We start from the raw sequence: 17,307 nt of genomic DNA on the forward strand, positions 1-17,307 counted from the left end.
TTTCGTTTAGCGCTTACCGTTGGTTGGGGCAAGACGCCGTCTCCTTGAGACGGGCTTGTGCGTAGTGCGTTCGTGTTGCGCCGCATGTGGGGAGTGATAGTAGCCTGAGTGACGTTGTAATGCAATTGCACCGGCTCCGCGCAGACGGGCAAGTTCGCCATCGCTTGTGATCATAATTCTAGGTGCTGTGCCGGCAAGCATCTGGGATTCAAGCTCATTCTGAACGATTGGCCCGAAGGTGGACCAGGACGCGGTGATATCGCCAGTCAGCAGGATGACCTCAGGCGAGAGCGCAGCAGTAACGAGACGGAGGCCGCGACCGAGGTGCGCTGCCTGTTTCGTAAGGGCGGAGACGGCGTGCTTGTCACCGTCTTCGGCGCGATGTAGTAGTTCCTGAATTGTAATGGGTGGCGCGCCCTGATTGAGCTCCGCATAGTAACGAAGAGCGGCGCGCGAAGAGGCGAACATCTCCCAGCAGCCTTTCATGCCACAACCACATTGTGGACCGGAGGGATCGATGGGGATGTGACCGAACTCGCCGGCGAGCCCATCTTTACCCACGATGATCTGGCCATTGGCGAGAATGGCCGTGCCCACGCCCTCGGAAATGGTAATGAGTGCAGCATTGCGCACACCATCCATGCGGCCGAACCACATCTCCGACAGAAGCGCGGCGTTGGCGGCGTTGCTTAACTCGACGCGCAGACTGATTCTCTTTTCGACAGCGCTCTTGATGTCGTACTGCGACCACTTGAGATTAGGCGAGAGGATTAGCCTCTGCGTGGCTGGATCGACGCGGCCGGGCAGGCTAATGCCAACGCCCTCGAACGTCTTGCTCGGATGTGACCTCTGCATCCGCTTCATGCACTCGACCATGTTGTTAACACCCCGCTCAGGCTCGGAGACCAGAGGAATGACCTCGCGGGCGAGGAACCTCCCGTTCAGGTCCACAACTGCAACAATCGCCTGGTTGGGCCGGATGTCTGCGGCGAGCATAACGAGATCGTCGTTCAGCGAGATGAGTGTTGGTCGGCGTCCACGCGGGCGTTGTACCGCAGCACCTTCGACGACCCATTTCTCAGTGAGCAGCTGCTCGATGATGGCCGAGATCGTGCTTGGTTGGAGTCCCGAGATGCGCGAAAGATCGGCGCGAGAGACGGGCTGACGCGTGCGCACCAACTCCAGCACGATGTCGCGATTGATATCGCGTGCGACTTCGCTGGAGGCGAGTTTGGAGTAGGCAAGATCTACCCGATTCACACCTTTGGCACTTCCATTCGCAACTGAAACCTTTTCAGGCATCGCGGCTCCTATTGGTTGACCCCACTGGCAAGCTGCCCACCATCCACGACGATGATTTGGCCCGTCGTGTATGAGCTTTCGTCGGAGGCAAAATACACCGCCGCACCTACAACCTCTTCAACTGCTCCGAACCGGCGCATTGGCGAACGCAGGAGCAACTCTTTGCCTCGCGGCGACTCGATAATCTTGCGATTGAGGTCCGTGGGGAAGATGCCTGGTGCAATTGCATTGACCGAGACTCCGGAGGACGACCACTCGACAGCGAGAGAGCGTGTCAATGCAGCGACAGCAGCTTTGCTGGCGCCATAGGCAGCAACTTCGTGAAAGGCAACGAAGGTGGAAAGTGACGCAATATTGATGATTCTGCCGTACCCCCGCTCGAGCATTGATTTGCCGAAGATCTGGCAGGCGCGCAGCGTTCCAGTCAGATTGACGTCCATGATTCGGTCCCATGTTTCCTCAGAGCATTCAAGCGTTGGGACGCGCGAGGTCATGCCTGCACAATTTACGAGGATATCCACCTTGCCGAATGCTGCGATCACGGCATCGTGTAAGGCTTCAAGAGAGCTACGATCTGCCACGTCGGAGACGATCCGGAGCGTGGCAGCCCCGTATGCCTCCAGGTCTTGCGCCATCTGTTCAACAGACTGCGCGGAGCGGGAGCTTGCAACGACTCCAGCACCTGCGCCAGACAAGCCAAGTGCGATTGCGCGGCCAATTCCCTGCGTACCTCCAATCACTACTGCCGTCTTCCCGTTCAAACATGCTGTCATCAGCGTCCTTATCACTTTGGCCAGAGAGAGCGATCTATTTATATTTCCATTGGAAAATATGCCACAATTTTACTGAACTTCCGAGGCTCTCATCATAATATTCGCAAGGATGTTCTTGTAGAAAAAGTTCCATGTGCATAAATTTTTCAGCATTTATCTATTGACTTGGAATTTGCGAAGGTGAACAGCAGAACACCTTGATTAATTTATCCAGGTAAAAAACTAATATTTATTTTAGTGAGAACGTTTTCTCCGATGCGGGGCTACGGGTAGAATCCTTTACGGCAAACTTCCAGACCGCAATACGTCGCAAAATAAGGACGTGACTGCTTTCTGAAGCCGAAACATAGAGGGGTGTTCAACTTGGCCAACAGGCAGTACATTCTTGCACTTGATCAGGGAACAACCAGTTCGCGCGCCATGGTCATCGACGAGACCGGCAGCGTCGTTTCCATCAAACAGCACCCTTTCCAGCAAATATTTCCCCAACCAGGGTGGGTAGAGCACAACCCCACAGAAATATGGTCCTCACAGAGTGGGGTCGCTACGGAGGCCCTCGCAGAGGCAAACCTTACTGAGCGCGATATCGCCGCCATCGGCATCACGAATCAGCGTGAAACTACGGTGCTGTGGGACCGCGAGACGGGAGAACCGGTCTACAACGCAATCGTCTGGCAGGACCGGAGGACGGCGGAGTTCTGTGATGCGCTGCGGACGCGTGGCGAAGCGGCAATGATCCAAGCAAAGACTGGCTTGTTACCTGATGCGTACTTCTCCGCCAGCAAGCTGAACTGGCTCTTGAACAACGTTGCGGGCGCACGCGAACGCGCCGAAGCGGGCAAACTCGCCTTCGGCACGGTGGATAGCTGGCTCATCTGGAAGCTGACTCAAGGAAGGGCGCACGTCACCGACGCGACAAACGCGTCCCGGACGATGCTCTTCAACATCCACACTCTCGATTGGGATGAAGAGTTGCTGAAGCTCTTCTGTGTTCCGCGAGCGGTTTTACCGAAGGTGGTTGCATCGAGCGGTCACTGCGGGACGACGAAGGGCATTCTTGACGGAGTTTCGATTGCCGGCATCGCCGGCGATCAGCAGGCCGCACTGTTTGGGCAGATGTGCAGCAAAGCCGGTATGGCAAAGTGCACCTTCGGCACAGGCAGCTTTATGCTGATGAATACAGGCACGAAACCTGTTTCTTCGCAGAACCGCCTTCTAACAACGATCGCCTGGCAGATCGGCGATGCAGTGGAATATGCGCTAGAAGGCAGCATGCTAATGGCAGGCGCAGTGGTGCAATGGCTGCGAGATGAGTTGCAGATCATTCGCACCTCAGCAGAGATCGAAGAACTTGCTTCGTCGGTTGTGGACGCTGGCGGCGTAGTCATGGTGCCCGCCTTTGCAGGGCTCGGTGCTCCGCATTGGGATCAGTATGCACGTGGAGCTCTGCTGGGGATGACGCGGGGAACGACGCGAGCACACATTGCGCGGGCTGCGCTTGAGGGCATTGCGCTTCAGGTGACAGATGTACTGGAGGCCATGCAGATGGACGCTGGGGTGCCACTGGCCGAACTGCGCGTGGACGGAGGAGCCTCGCAGAATAATCTGCTGATGCAGATTCAGTCAGATGTGCTGGGTATTCCGGTGGTGCGACCGAAAAACGCTGAAGCTACCGTGCTTGGTGCAGCGTATCTTGCTGGACTTGCTGTGGGCTATTGGCCGAACGTCGACTCCATTGCGCAGCAATGGCAGGTAGACCGAGTGTTCCAACCGAAAATTGGCGCTGAATCACGGAGTAAGGTTCGCGCGTTGTGGCATAAGGCGCTGGGCCGTGCGCAGGATTGGGAAGGACACGAATAGTAATAGCAGCCGGTGCGATCAGTTAGCACCGTGCGGCTATTTTGATTCGCCGCTCAACGCGCGGAGATGGGCGGGGAGATATGGACGGATCAAATACTGATAGACTGCGCCACCAAGGGCACCGCCGATCAACGGGCCGACAATTGGTACCCACCAGTAGTTTTGTGGTGATGGCAACGCTGCGCTTCCCCATCCGGCAAAGAAGCAAAAGAAGCGCGGGCCGAAGTCGCGGGCAGGGTTGATGGCCCAAGCTTCCAGATAGCCCATCGATGCGCCTATCAGGGCCACGAGCAAGCCGATGATCAGTGCGCCAGAGTTCGCGCCGGGAGCCATCTCGTTGTACTGCTCGGTGATTGCGAAAATTCCGAAGATCAAAGCCGCCGTAAGGACAATCTCGTCACCGAAGGCGTGCATGGGAGTAATCGCCAGGCCGGGATGGGTGAAGAACACTCCAGCAGCTCCGCCAGCCGCACGTGTCAGGTTCGAGACCTGATTGAAGTGGTTGATGACGGGTGAGTACAGCATGTAGACGAGCCCCGCACCTAGAAATCCTCCCACCACCTGCGCGATGCAATAGGGAACGACCTTGGCCCACGAAAATTTGCGGTACATGGCAAGCGCCAGCGTGACCGCCGGATTTGCGTGCGTGCCCGAGACTGATCCGGTGGCGTAGATCGCCATGGTCACAGCGAGCCCCCATGCAATGCACACGCCCCAATATGCTCCCTGATACGGGCTGGGAGAGTACAGCGTGTACATGGCGGCCACCGAGTCGCCAAATGCAATGATGATGAAGACCGCTATCGTCTCCGCAATCAACTCTCCGATATATTGACGCTTCATCTGCCGTGCCTTTGGATTGGATTAAGTTGCAGGGCCTTCTGTCGCAACTATACGGAACTCTCGCTCAGTACCAGCGCCACCGCGCTACGCAGTCGCGCTGCGTTGCCATCGTACGCAGGACGCAAATGCGGCAGCTTGGCACGGAGTGAGTTTTTCTTGAGCTCAGCTTCAACGACGGGGCCAAGCGTGTGCCAAGCCGCGGTGACGTCTCCGACAACGATAATCTCGTTTGGCGCAAGAGCAGAGGAGATCATGCGGATTCCACGCCCAAGCTGAACCGCCATCTTCGAGAGGGCCTCGTTCGCAACCTGGTCGCCAGCCTGGGAAAGACGGAGAAGCTGATCGAAGGTAGCCTTTGGCTGCGAAGATGCGAGGTCTCCGTAATAACGCAGCGCCGCGCGGTTCGAGGCGAGCGTCTCCCAGCAGCCATGGTTGCCACAACCGCAGAGGGGCCCGTCAGGATCAATCTGCACATGGCCGAACTCACCTGCCATGCCATTGTCTCCACGCAGCAATTGACCATTGGCGAAGATTCCGGTACCGATGCCTTCAGCAACATTGACCACGACAAGGTCATGCGTGCCATCGCTGTCGCCGAACCAGACTTCAGAGAGCGCGCAGGCATTGGCCACGTTGTCCATCTCAACGCGCAGATTAGTAGCACGCTCGATGCGCGATTTGATACCCATGACTGGCCAGTTCAGATTTGGCGCGAAGATGAGCTTCTTAAGGTGGAGGTCAGCACGGCCGGGAAGGCAGATGCCGATGCCGTCGAATGATTTCTCCTTGTGTGCGGCGATCATCTTCTTAATCCCCGCGATAATCGCCGGCAACGCTTCCTTCGCGCCGTGTGGGAGCGAGATGACACTCTGAGCAACGATCTTCCCACCCAAGTCAGCTACAGCCACAGTTGTCTGTGAAGGATGGATGTCGAGCGCAATGACAGCCCGCTGATCGTTCAGCTGAATCATGGTGGGGCGGCGTCCGCGCGGCAAGCGCCCGGTTGCACCCTCGAGGATCCAGCGGTCAGCGATCAGTTCTTCAACGATGAGTGAGACCGTGCTACGTTGCAACCCTGAAAGGCGCGCGAGATCGGCGCGCGAGACAGACTGGCGCGTACGGATGAGATTAAAGAGCAGGTTGCGATTAATCCAGCGTGGCGTCTTGTTCGAGGCGGTCTGCTTGCGCGTAAAGAGAAAACGTTGCATGGACTGGTCTTTTAGGAAGAAGCTGAAGAGTCTGATTTAGAATCCCGATGCATTGCTGCCTGCTGAGTATCAGTTAGACGGTACGCGCACGACAACGATTTCATCTGCCAGCCTTTATATCATTGAGTAGAGCTTTGAGAACGTACCTCTACTAAATATGGCTCTGCCCCAGTGGTGAATCTCCTCACTGGGGCAGTTTATTGCTACGCAGCCCTTACCAAGTACCGGAGGCTTCAAGCGCTTGCTTCATGCCCGCAAAACTGATGCGGGTGCTCGCCTCAGGAGTGCCAGCGCCACGCCAATGCGTCTCCAAGCTGACGGCCTGGTGATAGCCAATCTGCTTGAGCGCGCGGAACTGTGCTGTCCAGTCTACGTATCCCTTGCCTACGGGCGCCCAAACCATCTTGCCGGAGGCATCCTTCATGGCGCTCTTTACGTGACAGTGGAAGATGCGCTTCTTCGGCAGCAAGTTCCAGCCAGCAGGAAAGGCGTCAAGTTCTCCACGCATGACGGCATTGCCAGGGTCCCAGTTCATGCCGAAATAAGGCGAGGGTACGCCAGCGAGCGTATCGGCAGCTTCGCGCGCAGTAGCCGTGTTGCATTCGAACTCATTCTCGAGCACCAGCAGAGTGCCCTGCTTGCCGCAGGTGGCCGCAGCCTCAGCCAGCTTGGCGTTAATCCCCGCGCGATAGGGGGCGACGTTCTCTAGTCGCCAGAAGTCGAAGCACCGAACCTTATTCGTCTTGAAACGCTTGGCTAGATCGATGTATTTCGCGAGCAGTTCGCTCTGCTGCTTGAATGTCTCGTTCGAACCGAAGTCCTGGCTCTTGTCCGGATGGCGCTTCGGCGCGCCTGGCCAATCAGTCTTGAACACTGGGCTGGCCATATCGGTCACACGCAGATCGTACTTCGCCAGGATCGACTCTACCTGGCCAAGCTCCGAGTCGCTCAGCTCATGCAGGCTCTTCTTCCACATGCCGCGTAGTTCGACCCAGCCTAGGCCGAACTCCTTCGATGCGACTGAACAGGCATGATCGAAGTCCTGCGAGATCTCGTCAGTGATGACAGAGACTTTAAAAGGTGACCCCGAGGCTGCGGCCATACCAAAGAGCGGTCGCGCCGCGCACGCCGCGGCCGTCATTCCGGCCCCGGCAAGAAAACTACGTCTGGAAAACTCTTGCATTTGTGCTCCTTTGCTGCTTCGCAGCGCATCTCTTTTGAGCGACGCCATCAGGGGGATTCAAGCGCATGAGCATCTTAAACGCCAGACTTTGCCCCGCACAAGGCTTGCTCCAGGAAATAATCCATATTTACAACAAAAACCCTGGACTACGCTACCTTCATGCCGGTACGATGCCGTGCATGAGCCATTCCATCTCCCGGCGCACTGTCCTGCGCGGCGGTGCCATGCTGGGCGCCGCCGCACTTGTCTCCAAACCTGCAAGCGCGTTCGCAGCGCCCCCGCGCCCGATGCCAGACTCCCCTATCCGGCTGGGGATTGCCAGCTACACCTTCAGGAAATTTGACCAGGCTCACCTGATCGACTTCATGCATCAACTGAAGACGCCCTACTTGAACCTGAAAGACGTTCACCTGCCCATGAAGCCGCTCGACCAAGTTGCCCCGCGCGCTGCAGAATATCGCGCAGCTGGATTTAAGCTGACCGCCGCAGGCACCATCACGTTCAACAAGGACGATGATGACGACATGCGAGCAAAGTTCGAATACGTCAAAGCTGCTGGCATTCCTCTGATCGTCGGCGCACCGACACACGAAGTACTACCGCGCCTCGAGAAGTTCATCAAGCAATACAACATTCGCGTCGGCATCCATAATCACGGCCCTGAAGACAAGAACTTTCCTTCGCCATTCGACGTACTGGCCGCCGTCAAGAACATGGACCCGCGCATTGGCTGCTGCATTGACGTGGGCCATACGATGCGAACGGGAACCGATCCGGTGGAGGCCATCCGCAAGGCGGGCCCGCGCCTGTTCGACATTCACATGAAGGACTTGGCTCAGGCTCGGGTGAAGGAAAGCCAGGTAGCCGTAGGTGAGGGCTTAATGCCTGTGCGCGATATCTTCCGCACACTCATCGATATACGCTATCCCGGACAGGTGGATCTGGAGTATGAAATTCACGAAGACGACCCCATGCCGGGCGTCGTTGAGAGCTTCGCATACATGCGTGGAGTGTTGGCCGGAATGGGTTATAAAGCCTGACCTAGCAGAGCAGTACAGGCGGGGTCATCGGGGGTCGTGCGGTATCTAACCGCTGCGGCCCCCGATTTGCATTTGGTCTGGAGCAGAGATAAATTTTCCGCAATCGCGACCTAACCGTGGGTGAGAACCGTTGTCTAAGTGGCGAATGGACAAAGCGGAGACAGAGGCGATCCGACAGATACTGACCGGCAATCGGGACGCCTACCGTGTCCTGATGGAACGGAACTTTCACTCCGTCTATCGCATCGCCTTTCGCATCACCGGCAATGAGGCCGACGCCGAGGAGGTTGCGCAAGAAGCATTCCTCCGCGCTTACAACAAACTTCCGAGCTTCCGACAAGACTCAGCCTTCTCTACCTGGATTACGCGCATCGCCATGAATACCGCCATCAATCTCGTCGAACGCCGCAACCGTGACCTGAGCTACCACGCACCGCGTATCGCTGACGAGCCCTCAACAGACGGAGGCACAGTGACCGTCGCCGCGACAAACGCGCACAGTCCGGAGAGTGTGCTGCTCGACGGCGAGGCTGCCAGCTTGCGACGTGCGGCGCTCGATACGCTGACGCCCATGGAGCGCACCGCATTCACACTTCGCCACATGGAGGATATGCCTATCTCCGAGATCGCCGCCGCGCTGAATGTGCCGGCAAACTCTGCCAAACAAGCCGTGTTTCGGGCCGTCGGCAAACTTCGCCGGTCACTTGCCCCACTTGCAGGAGGCGTGCAATGAAGCATTTCACCGAAGAGGAACTGATTGCCTATCAGCTTCACGAGAGTGATGATGAGAATGCCATCCGCCGCCATCTTGACACTTGCGGAGAGTGCGCGGCCGTCTCCGACTCGATCGCCGAAACACTCCGCATCTTCTCGGCCAATCCTGTTCCTCAGCCCAACCTTGAGCACAACTGGCAGCGCCTGCGCGGCAACCTGCGCGTACTTGCGCCGGAGAGCAAGAGTTTCCGGTGGACTCGCTGGGTGTGGCCCACCATCGGACTCATGACCGCCGCGCTCGTTCTGATTGCAGCGATTGGCATTCACTCGCGCAGACTGGTGAAGCCTAACTACGCCATCAACGGCCGTGGTCCGCTGACGACTCAGCCCGTTGACCCGAACATTGCGAACCACATCGATGCCGCCGAGCGGTTGCTGACCGAGGTCAACAACACGCAAGGCCCGCTCGACAGCGAGACACGCGACCAAGCCCACGCACTTCTCCTGACCAACGCTGTCTATGTGCGGCAAGCGCGCAACAGCGGCGACCTCGCCGAAGCGGCCGTGCTCGACGATCTGGGCCGCGTGCTTACCACGCTCGACAACGAGCCACCCACACCCGAAAGCGCCTGGCGACTCCGCATCGAGATGAACACCAGCGGCCTTCTCTTTGACCTTCGCGTGCTGCACCAGAACGACACCCCAACCCACCAGCAACAAGGAACGATCCAATGAACACATTTTTCCGAACCGTACTTCTCTCTCCGGCCCTGCTTCTTACGCTCGCCGTCGCGTCGCCCACGCATGCCCTTGCCGCTCCCAGCGCAAGCAGCGATGCCGACTACGCTGCCGGCACCCGCGCCATGAACCAGCAGCGATGGAGCGACGCCATCGCCGACTTCGACAAGGTCATCAATGCACACGGCAGACGTGCTGACGCAGCCCTCTACTGGAAGGCATACTCGCTCAACAGGCTGGGCAATCGACAGATCGCTATTGGTACCTGCGACCAGCTCCTTGCACAGTTTCCAGACAGCCACTGGAACCGCGACTGCAAGGCGCTCGCGCTTGATATGCACGTCCAGGTGAACATTCCCGACATCCACGTCGATCCAGATATTCAGGTCAACCCCAATGTCAACGTCACACCGGAGTTTCATTTTCAAATGCACTCCGGCCACGATGATCCGAACGAAGACATCAAGATGCTCGCGCTGAATTCGCTGCTTCGCCAAGACCCCGCCAAGGCCTTGCCCATCCTGCGTAACATCCTTGCCGACAACAAGTCCTCGCTCGGGATGAAGCACCGCGCCATCTTCATCCTCGCGCAAAACAAATCGCCCGAAGCCCAATCCATCCTCCACGACGCCGTGATCGGCAAGATGGACCCGGGCCTTCAACGCGAAGCCATACAGTCCATGGCCGTCTTCGAGGGCAAGAGCGCGAACAATACCCTGGCCGAGGTCTACCGCACCACATCCGACCCCGAGGTCAAGCGCGCTGTCATCAACGCCTTCTTCATCACGCAGGATGCGCCACGGATGGTTGAGCTTGCCCGCAGCGAGAAGAACCTCGACATGAAGCGCGATATCGTCAGCCGGCTCGCCCTGATGCATGACAAGGCCGCGACTGACTACATGCTGGAACTGCTGAGCAAGTAATCCACGCCAAACATCTCGACCAACACTACAGGAGCCACACCATGCGCATCCTCACCACTGCTGTTGTCATCGCCGCCCTCGCTGTCGCGCCTGCGATCCACGCGCAGCAGCCAGAAGTCCTCCACGCCCAGGTCAGCACACAGTCTGCGGGCAATCTTGCCAGCACCATCGATTCACTCGAACATCAAACCGGCCCGCTATGGATTGGCTATGCTGTGCCCACCACGCAGAAATTCTCCGCAGGCTGGGGTAACGACCAGGTCGCATACCTTGAAAACGACCACAACTCCGGACGACAATCCACCGGAGACGAGGCGAAGCAGACCTTCGACCACACCAATATCCTCTTTCGCATAGAGGCCGGTGCTATCACGAAACTTCGCTTTGAATCGCCCAACCGCCAGCTCGACGCAGGCGGACTCCGCTTCGTCTGGCTGACGAACGCAAATCCCAATGAGAGCGTTCAACTGCTCAACACGTTGGCGAGTGCAAAGACCGAGTCACATCTTCGTGACAGCGCGATCTTCGCCATTTCTATCCATGCCGCACCTTCGGCGACAACGACGCTGATCGAGCTTGCCAGTCCAGGAAACGATCTACGGCTACGCGAAAAGTCAGCGTTTTGGCTCGCTAATCAACGCGGTCACGATGGACTGTCTGCCATTGAGCATCTCTCTCGTACCGACGCCGATCCCGAGTTCCGAGAAAAGCTTGCCTTTGATCTCACCCTTTCCAAAGAGCCCGAGGCCCTGACCGAGCTGATTCGCATGGCGCACGAAGACGCTTCGCCCGATGTCCGCAAAAGAGCCCAGTTCTGGATGGCTGCTAAGGGAGGTAAACTTGTCACGGCTAACCTAACGGACGCAGCTGAAAATGATCCAAATGAACAGGTGCGACGCTCAGCCGTATTCGCTCTCTCCCGCCTGCCCGCACCCGATGCCGTCACGCAGCTCATTCATGTAGCCGAAACGAACAAAGACCCGATTGTGCGCCGGCAAGCCGTCTTCTGGCTGGGGCAGTCGCAGGACCCGCGGGCTCTCGATTATCTGACCCACCTACTGAAACAATAATTTTGAACCGAACGCCCGCTACCAGCGTATCTAACTGGCAAAAGACATATAGATCTTTTCATAAAGACCTCCAGTTGACCCGCACGGCAAAACCGTGCGGGCCTTTTTCTGCTTGCGCAAGGACATCGACTGAAAACGAGAGGAGCCGGATCTCGTCTCAGATGAATTGCTTAGATGAATTTCTCTAAAGATAAAGTTTTACAAGGGAGGAATGGAGCCGATGAGCGGAGTTGAACCGCTGACCTACTGATTACGAATCAGTTGCTCTACCAACTGAGCTACATCGGCCTGCCTCCATCATTCTAACGGACAACGCTGGCGATGCAAAATCCTCGGCCCTGGATTGCGGTTAAGTTCGAACTTGACGGTAGCCTGGCATGCAATGCCCTCCGCATATCTACTGCATCGGAACGAACTTGTCTGTACAGCCTGATAGCGTGTCCGCGCCATTGCTTCCGTCAGACGGAACAACCTTGATCTCTGTCTTGCTGAAATCGAGGTTTGTTCCTCCCGACCCCACTGTAACTGTGGCAAATCGGCCATGCACCTGATCAGGCCTGATGCCATTCACCTTAACACCGTCAAGGGTGATCTCGGTCCGATGCGCATCATCGATACCGGCAATCAGCACGTCCCCAGACGTCGTATCCTCGATGTTCCGAAGAGTGATCGCCTTGTAGTCGGGGATGCGGTTGCCCGTGTAATGCGGATCCTCAAACCCCTCCGTCGTCTGGTTTGTGTAGTAGGGACTGATGGCGATGGGGTTCTTCACCCCGCGCATGCAGATGTTCTGATAGACCAGATCGTGCACCAGTCCGCCGCGCGTGACGTTGCTCTTGATGCGGATGCCGCTGGTGGTATGGTCTTCGGTCAGCCGGTCTACCAGAATGTAGCTGTCGCCGGTGAATGTCTCGCTGCCGATCGACATGCCGTGTCCGTTGTAGAAGTGATTGTCGATCACGCTCATGTGGGTGACGCCGGTCTTGATGGCGATGTTGTCGTCGCCGTTGTCGATCCAGCTATGTGTGATGGTGATGTTGGTCGAGGAGCCAGGGTCGATGCCGTCGGTATTGCGCGCGTCCATGCCGCGCGTGGTCGGCGTTTCGAGATGCACTCCCCATGCCGTGAAGCCATCCGTGCCATTCACGCTGACGTGGTAGTTGGTCGAGTTGTGCAGCGTAATCCGATAGAGCACCAGCCCATCGGCGTGGCTGGCGACGATCATGCGCGGAGTGAAGTAGCGCTGGTTCTTCGGCTCGGCCTTGCGCGCCATCTGCCACCAGCTATAGTCCTTGCCGATAAGCTGCGCGTAGCCACGGCCATCGATAACGCCGTCGCCCATGATGCCAACATTCTTCGCATTCATGATGCTGATGAGAGGCCTGCACCCTCCGCGCAACGGAGCAGGTTTCTGCGGCGCAGGAAAGACCGCTGGAATGACAGGTGCAATGGTCCCACACAAACCAGGAGCGACACCTGAACCTTGCCACTCATACACCTTTGGGTCGCGCGAACCGTATAGCGTGACGCCCTTGTCGATCAGGAGTGTAACGCCGGTACGCATCTCGAGGGGCCCGGTCAGGAACGCATCGTTGCCTCCTGCAGCCTTCAATTCGACAGCCATTCCTGGCTTGCAGGAGTCCACTGCGGCCTGAATGCGCTCTGTATCGAGCTTGCTCTCATCCGCTAGAACGATATTGCTGTCCACAGACTTCAAATGCGCGGCGAGTTCCGTACAGGATGCTGGAATCTTCGGCTCCGTCACCACACGCGTATCCTGTCCCCAACACAAACCCACTGTTAGAGAGACAAAAATCCACCCCATCGAACGCAACATTGGTCCGACCTCCTTGCTCGTTTAGCCAAAACTAACATAACGGAGGTGATTTGAATCATATGATCTCTTCAAAATTGAACATACAGCCATGTAGATCCATCGCTAGCTCGTTACGTAGATTCTGCCAGTGCGCTATGCGAGCATTTTCGGCATGTATAGACGAAGAGGCCACCCGGCAACAGGGTGGCCTCTTCATTAGGGAGAATAGTTCCAACGGAGGCAAAGCCATCAGAACTTTCTGGCGAAATACTATGGTTGGCAAAATCCGGTGTCAAGGCCAAATCTGGTTCAAAATAAGTCGTTATTTAGGAGATAGTTACGGGAGTTACTCATTCTACAACAACGACACCCATTTTCTCTTTTTGTTCGCTTTTTGGCAGAGAGCGCACCTTCAAACAACTATCAAATCAGCCGCTTAGCCTCATCGTTGCACCAATGTATGTGCAGTACCGATTTAACTAGGAGGCTCAGTACCCGGAGAGCCGGTTCGCAACTTGGTTGAGCTTCCACTCAGGTCGATGCGCAAAAACTCTGGCTCGCTTGCAGCCGGTTTGCCCTGCAACACCCTGATGGCTGCTCGACCTGCACCAAAAAACAGCCCGAGCACAATTGCCGCCAGCGCGCCCATGCCGCAGAAAATGGCGATGCTTGTCAGGAGACTATATGTCTTCGTGACTTCGGTATGAAAGTCGGGTGGCAAAGGTCTGTTCCAGGTCATCACCTCGCGCAGATGGATGCCTTCCACCATCTTTTGCGCGTCGACAAGCCTCCACGGTCCAGTTGTAAGCATCAGCAACGGCCCATCGCGACGAAGTCGCACGGTTCCTGCAGCGCGACCTTCATGGTTCATCTCCACCTCGATCAACTTGCCATGGATACCGGCGATCTGCGGTGTCGGGTACATCAGCAAAGTCAGCGTGCCTTCACCCTCATAGCTTCCCATCACAGCCTCGGCTGCTTTGTCGAAACCGACGATCTCAGGGGGAAGCACACCACCCATTGCCTTGTAACCAATAGGCCCCACCGCGTACTTCACAGTTTCGGTTCTGAGACCCTTAGCAGGAAGATATGTAGGAAGGAGTGGCGCCAAGCCCTTCGATCCGCCGATCTTCGGCAACCGCTGCGACAGATCTTGGAGCATGGCATCTGTAGCAACCGCGCTGATCTTTGAGTCAGCCGAGACTACCGTTGCGCCACTGCGAAAGAGATAGCCATCACCTGTCTCATCGCCGATCTTCGGTCCTCGATACTGCCGCCCGGGACGCAGGAAGTAACTGAAAGCCGCATGCGCGCCCGTTGCATCTACAAACTGGTAGGCAGTGACAGAGACGGATTCGGTTGTGTTCGATGACGAATGATAGACCGCGCGTTCACTGCGCTGAATGCCGTCTTCGGCCAACAGAGGAGCGTCTGAGCTCGCTTGCACTTGTGCGCCGCTCACGCCGGATGCACTTGCCTTGACCCACTTGCCGAGCTTAGCTGGCAACAAAGGCGCAGGAGGTTCAACGAGCCTTGTGGCTTGCGCACTCAGACATGTCGACACCCCACCTAGTCCAAGGCACAGCAACAGCGTAGTCATTACTCGGAATTTCATCGGACGGCGCAACATCGAACTCGAACCTGCTACCGGTCAGACTACACCAGAGGAGATAAGTAAGCGAGACGCCTACCACCGGTGCTTCTGCCTAGTTTGCACTCGCTCTCTCCATCTTGATCCGCGTTCCGCTCAAACCGGACTCATACTTGGCCACGCCACGATAGAGGCTCTCGGCAACTCGCTCGCGGTATGCGGGCTCCTGAAGCTTTTCTGCATCTTCAGGATTGGTGACAAAGGAGATCTCAGCCAGGATAGATGGCATGTTTGCGCCGATCAGCACCACAAATGGAGCCTTCTTCACGCCACGATTTTTCAGACCAGCGTTTCCTTTACGCAGGCCATCATAGAGGCTCTGTTGCACGTCGGCGGCAAACTCCCGCGATTCGTCGATCTTGTCCTTAAGAGTGATTTTCTTGACCAGATCGCTCAATTGGTGAATTGACTGATCGCTGACTGCGTTCTCTCGTGCTGCCACTTCCAGAGCATCCGGCTGCGTCGTGAAGTTCAGGTAGTAGGTCTCGACTCCGCGCGCATCGGGATCGGACGAAGAGTTGGCATGAATCGAGATGAATAGATCCGCCTGCGCCTTGTTCGCAATAGCGGTTCGAGTCTCGAGCGGGATGAACGTATCGTCAGAGCGAGTGTAGATGATTTCTGCGCCGAGACGATCGTGAAGCAATTTTCCCAGCCGTAGTGCAACGTCAAGCACAATATCCTTTTCTTCAATGCCGCCCACGCCCAACGTGCCTGAATCGTGTCCCCCATGACCTGCATCGATCACAATACGCCCAATCTTCAGGCCAAGCGCGCGTACCAATGAAGTTTCACCGTCAGCAGTCGGTATGGCTGCCCGAGCAGGAGTTCCGGGAGTCTCAACTTTTCGATGCCTCAGGCGGCGATCCGCATTTTTCGTCGAATTAGCGGACTCTTTTACAACCGCCGAGATAGGCTGCGATGTTGGCTGTGCAGTTGCATCCACACGTCCCGGCAGCGCGCTTAGATCAGCCACATCGGCCGCGTTTGCGGTCTTCTCGGCAACGGTGTTCGGCACAGGACGGCTCGCTGTCGGCTGCGTCACCACAGCAGCTGCAGGAGCAGGCGCAGAGCCATTAGCGGCCACCTCGGTATTTTGAGCGCCCGACTCTCCGCTCCCGGGCTTGCCTCCGTGAATATCGATAATCAGCCGATAAGGATTCGGCAACAGAAACGCTGAATACTCCGTCACATCGTTCACATCGAGCACGACGCGGGTCATGTCATTCGAGAATTGCGCCGCGCGAATCCGTTTCAGAAAACCATCATCCGTAACAGCAAAACTTTTGCCCGCCAAACCCGGAGCAAGCTTCGTCCCGTGCAGGTCGAAGTAGATGCGATCGGGATTGGGCACGCGTGCCGCCTCGTATGTCACATCGTCCCCCAGGTCAATGGCTACTCGTGTGTAGGTTGGCGTAGACCAATGCCGAATGCCTGTGACCAGCGCCAACTGCCCATGGCGTCGCGCACGAGCGTTGGCAACATGCATGGGAACGGCTTGCGAAGGGACACCTGCAGAGTCAAGCGCTGCAGCCGTATCGCCGCTGGCATTCGCAGAGGGGGCTGGTTCGACGCGATCGGCTGCGCCGGTTGTAGGCATCGGAGCAAATGAACCCGCACTAGCACTCGTATCTACATTGCGATGAGTGGGGCTCAGAGCAACTGAAGGGTTCGAACCTGTTCGTTTGCTGTTCCCTGATCCATCTTCTCCAGCCCCACGTTCCTGATTCAAAGAATCGAGCCCTGCACGAGCCTCCTCGGCCAACTCGCTTCCTGGATACTTCTTCAGGAACAACGCATAGGTTGCCCGTGCGGCTTTCTTGTTGTGCAGATCGTTCTCGTAGATCTGCGCCTCGGCCAGCAGCGCAGGCACGCGGAGTGAGCTGCCGGGATACTGCGTCCGCAAAAACTCGTATTGTCCGATGGCATCTTTCAAATATTTCTGATCGTGCAGCTTGCGGCCTTGCTCGGCCAGCAACTCAGCCACTGCGTTCACGCTGTCCGGTGCATGTATGTCCGCAGGATTCGTGTGATAGACAGCACGAAATTCGTCCATGACTCGTGTATAGTCGGCACGTGTACGGCTATCTTCAGGAGTCGCCTCCAACGCTTCACGCCCGCGCTCGGCCTGCTCCCACAGACTTAACTCCACATGATGCCGCATAGGGGTCCTCCCCACTCTTGCC

At 56.9% G+C, this 17,307-nt stretch carries 14 protein-coding genes and 1 tRNA gene; 6 read left to right on the plus strand and 9 right to left on the minus strand.

Translation table 11 applies throughout. The features are described from left to right. Positions 1–6 precede the first annotated feature (6 nt). Both IEX36_RS09950 and IEX36_RS09955 read right to left on the minus strand, forming a co-directional pair. A complete protein-coding gene (locus tag IEX36_RS09950) occupies positions 7–1,302 on the minus strand; it encodes an ROK family protein (RefSeq protein WP_188759173.1) in 1,296 nt (431 codons plus the stop codon). 8 nt (positions 1,303–1,310) lie between these two features. After that, positions 1,311–2,075, minus strand: coding sequence for an SDR family NAD(P)-dependent oxidoreductase (locus IEX36_RS09955; protein WP_188759174.1), 765 nt, complete (start codon positions 2,073–2,075; stop codon positions 1,311–1,313). A 363-nt stretch (positions 2,076–2,438) separates the two neighbouring features. Between IEX36_RS09955 and glpK the strand changes: the two genes are divergently transcribed. Then, positions 2,439–3,935: a glycerol kinase GlpK gene (glpK, locus tag IEX36_RS09960; RefSeq protein WP_188759175.1), complete on the plus strand. Its 1,497-nt coding sequence runs from the start codon at positions 2,439–2,441 to the stop codon at positions 3,933–3,935. A 36-nt stretch (positions 3,936–3,971) separates the two neighbouring features. On the opposite strand, the gene IEX36_RS09965 is transcribed toward glpK, so the two are convergent. The 3 genes from IEX36_RS09965 to IEX36_RS09975 form a co-directional block, all read right to left on the minus strand. Continuing rightward, positions 3,972–4,778 carry an MIP/aquaporin family protein gene (locus IEX36_RS09965; protein ID WP_188759176.1) on the minus strand — a complete coding sequence of 269 codons (807 nt, stop codon included), beginning with the start codon at positions 4,776–4,778 and terminating at the stop codon, positions 3,972–3,974. Positions 4,779–4,825: 47 nt separating this feature from the next. After that, entirely contained in the window at positions 4,826–5,986 is a 1,161-nt protein-coding gene (locus IEX36_RS09970) for an ROK family protein (protein WP_188759177.1), read from the minus strand. 214 nt (positions 5,987–6,200) lie between these two features. Then, on the minus strand, positions 6,201–7,169 hold the full coding sequence (locus IEX36_RS09975) for a sugar phosphate isomerase/epimerase family protein (protein ID WP_188759178.1): 969 nt from the start codon (positions 7,167–7,169) through the stop codon (positions 6,201–6,203). Positions 7,170–7,348: 179 nt separating this feature from the next. Between IEX36_RS09975 and IEX36_RS09980 the strand changes: the two genes are divergently transcribed. The 5 genes from IEX36_RS09980 (at position 7,349) to IEX36_RS10000 (ending at position 11,654) form a co-directional block, all read left to right on the plus strand. After that, positions 7,349–8,209 carry a TIM barrel protein gene (locus IEX36_RS09980; RefSeq protein ID WP_188759179.1) on the plus strand — a complete coding sequence of 287 codons (861 nt, stop codon included), beginning with the start codon at positions 7,349–7,351 and terminating at the stop codon, positions 8,207–8,209. Between the two features lie 130 nt (positions 8,210–8,339). Next, complete coding sequence (locus IEX36_RS09985) at positions 8,340–8,942, plus strand: RNA polymerase sigma factor (RefSeq protein WP_229668855.1); 603 nt, start codon at positions 8,340–8,342, stop codon at positions 8,940–8,942. After that, positions 8,939–9,658: a hypothetical protein gene (locus IEX36_RS09990; protein ID WP_188759180.1), complete on the plus strand. Its 720-nt coding sequence runs from the start codon at positions 8,939–8,941 to the stop codon at positions 9,656–9,658. Before IEX36_RS09985 ends, IEX36_RS09990 begins: the two co-directional genes overlap by 4 nt. Then, complete coding sequence (locus IEX36_RS09995) at positions 9,655–10,584, plus strand: HEAT repeat domain-containing protein (RefSeq protein WP_188759181.1); 930 nt, start codon at positions 9,655–9,657, stop codon at positions 10,582–10,584. The genes IEX36_RS09990 and IEX36_RS09995 overlap by 4 nt, the downstream gene beginning before the upstream one ends. A gap of 41 nt (positions 10,585–10,625) precedes the next feature. Then, positions 10,626–11,654 (plus strand): HEAT repeat domain-containing protein, encoded by a 1,029-nt coding sequence (locus IEX36_RS10000; protein WP_188759182.1) that lies wholly within the window; start codon positions 10,626–10,628, stop codon positions 11,652–11,654. Positions 11,655–11,866: 212 nt separating this feature from the next. Here IEX36_RS10000 and IEX36_RS10005 read toward each other — a convergent pair. The 4 genes from IEX36_RS10005 to IEX36_RS10020 all read right to left on the minus strand — a co-directional run bounded on the left by IEX36_RS10005 (position 11,867) and on the right by IEX36_RS10020 (position 17,285). Beyond that, a tRNA-Thr gene (locus tag IEX36_RS10005) sits at positions 11,867–11,942 on the minus strand. 109 nt (positions 11,943–12,051) lie between these two features. Beyond that, complete coding sequence (locus IEX36_RS10010; RefSeq protein ID WP_188759183.1) at positions 12,052–13,491, minus strand: glycoside hydrolase family 28 protein; 1,440 nt, start codon at positions 13,489–13,491, stop codon at positions 12,052–12,054. A gap of 454 nt (positions 13,492–13,945) precedes the next feature. Beyond that, on the minus strand, positions 13,946–14,917 hold the full coding sequence (locus IEX36_RS10015) for a DUF6599 family protein (protein ID WP_188759184.1): 972 nt from the start codon (positions 14,915–14,917) through the stop codon (positions 13,946–13,948). Positions 14,918–15,176: 259 nt separating this feature from the next. Beyond that, positions 15,177–17,285, minus strand: coding sequence for an N-acetylmuramoyl-L-alanine amidase (locus IEX36_RS10020; RefSeq protein ID WP_229668856.1), 2,109 nt, complete (start codon positions 17,283–17,285; stop codon positions 15,177–15,179). Positions 17,286–17,307 lie beyond the last annotated feature (22 nt).

The sequence above is a fragment of the Edaphobacter acidisoli genome (assembly GCF_014642855.1).
Taxonomy (GTDB): domain Bacteria; phylum Acidobacteriota; class Terriglobia; order Terriglobales; family Acidobacteriaceae; genus Edaphobacter; species Edaphobacter acidisoli.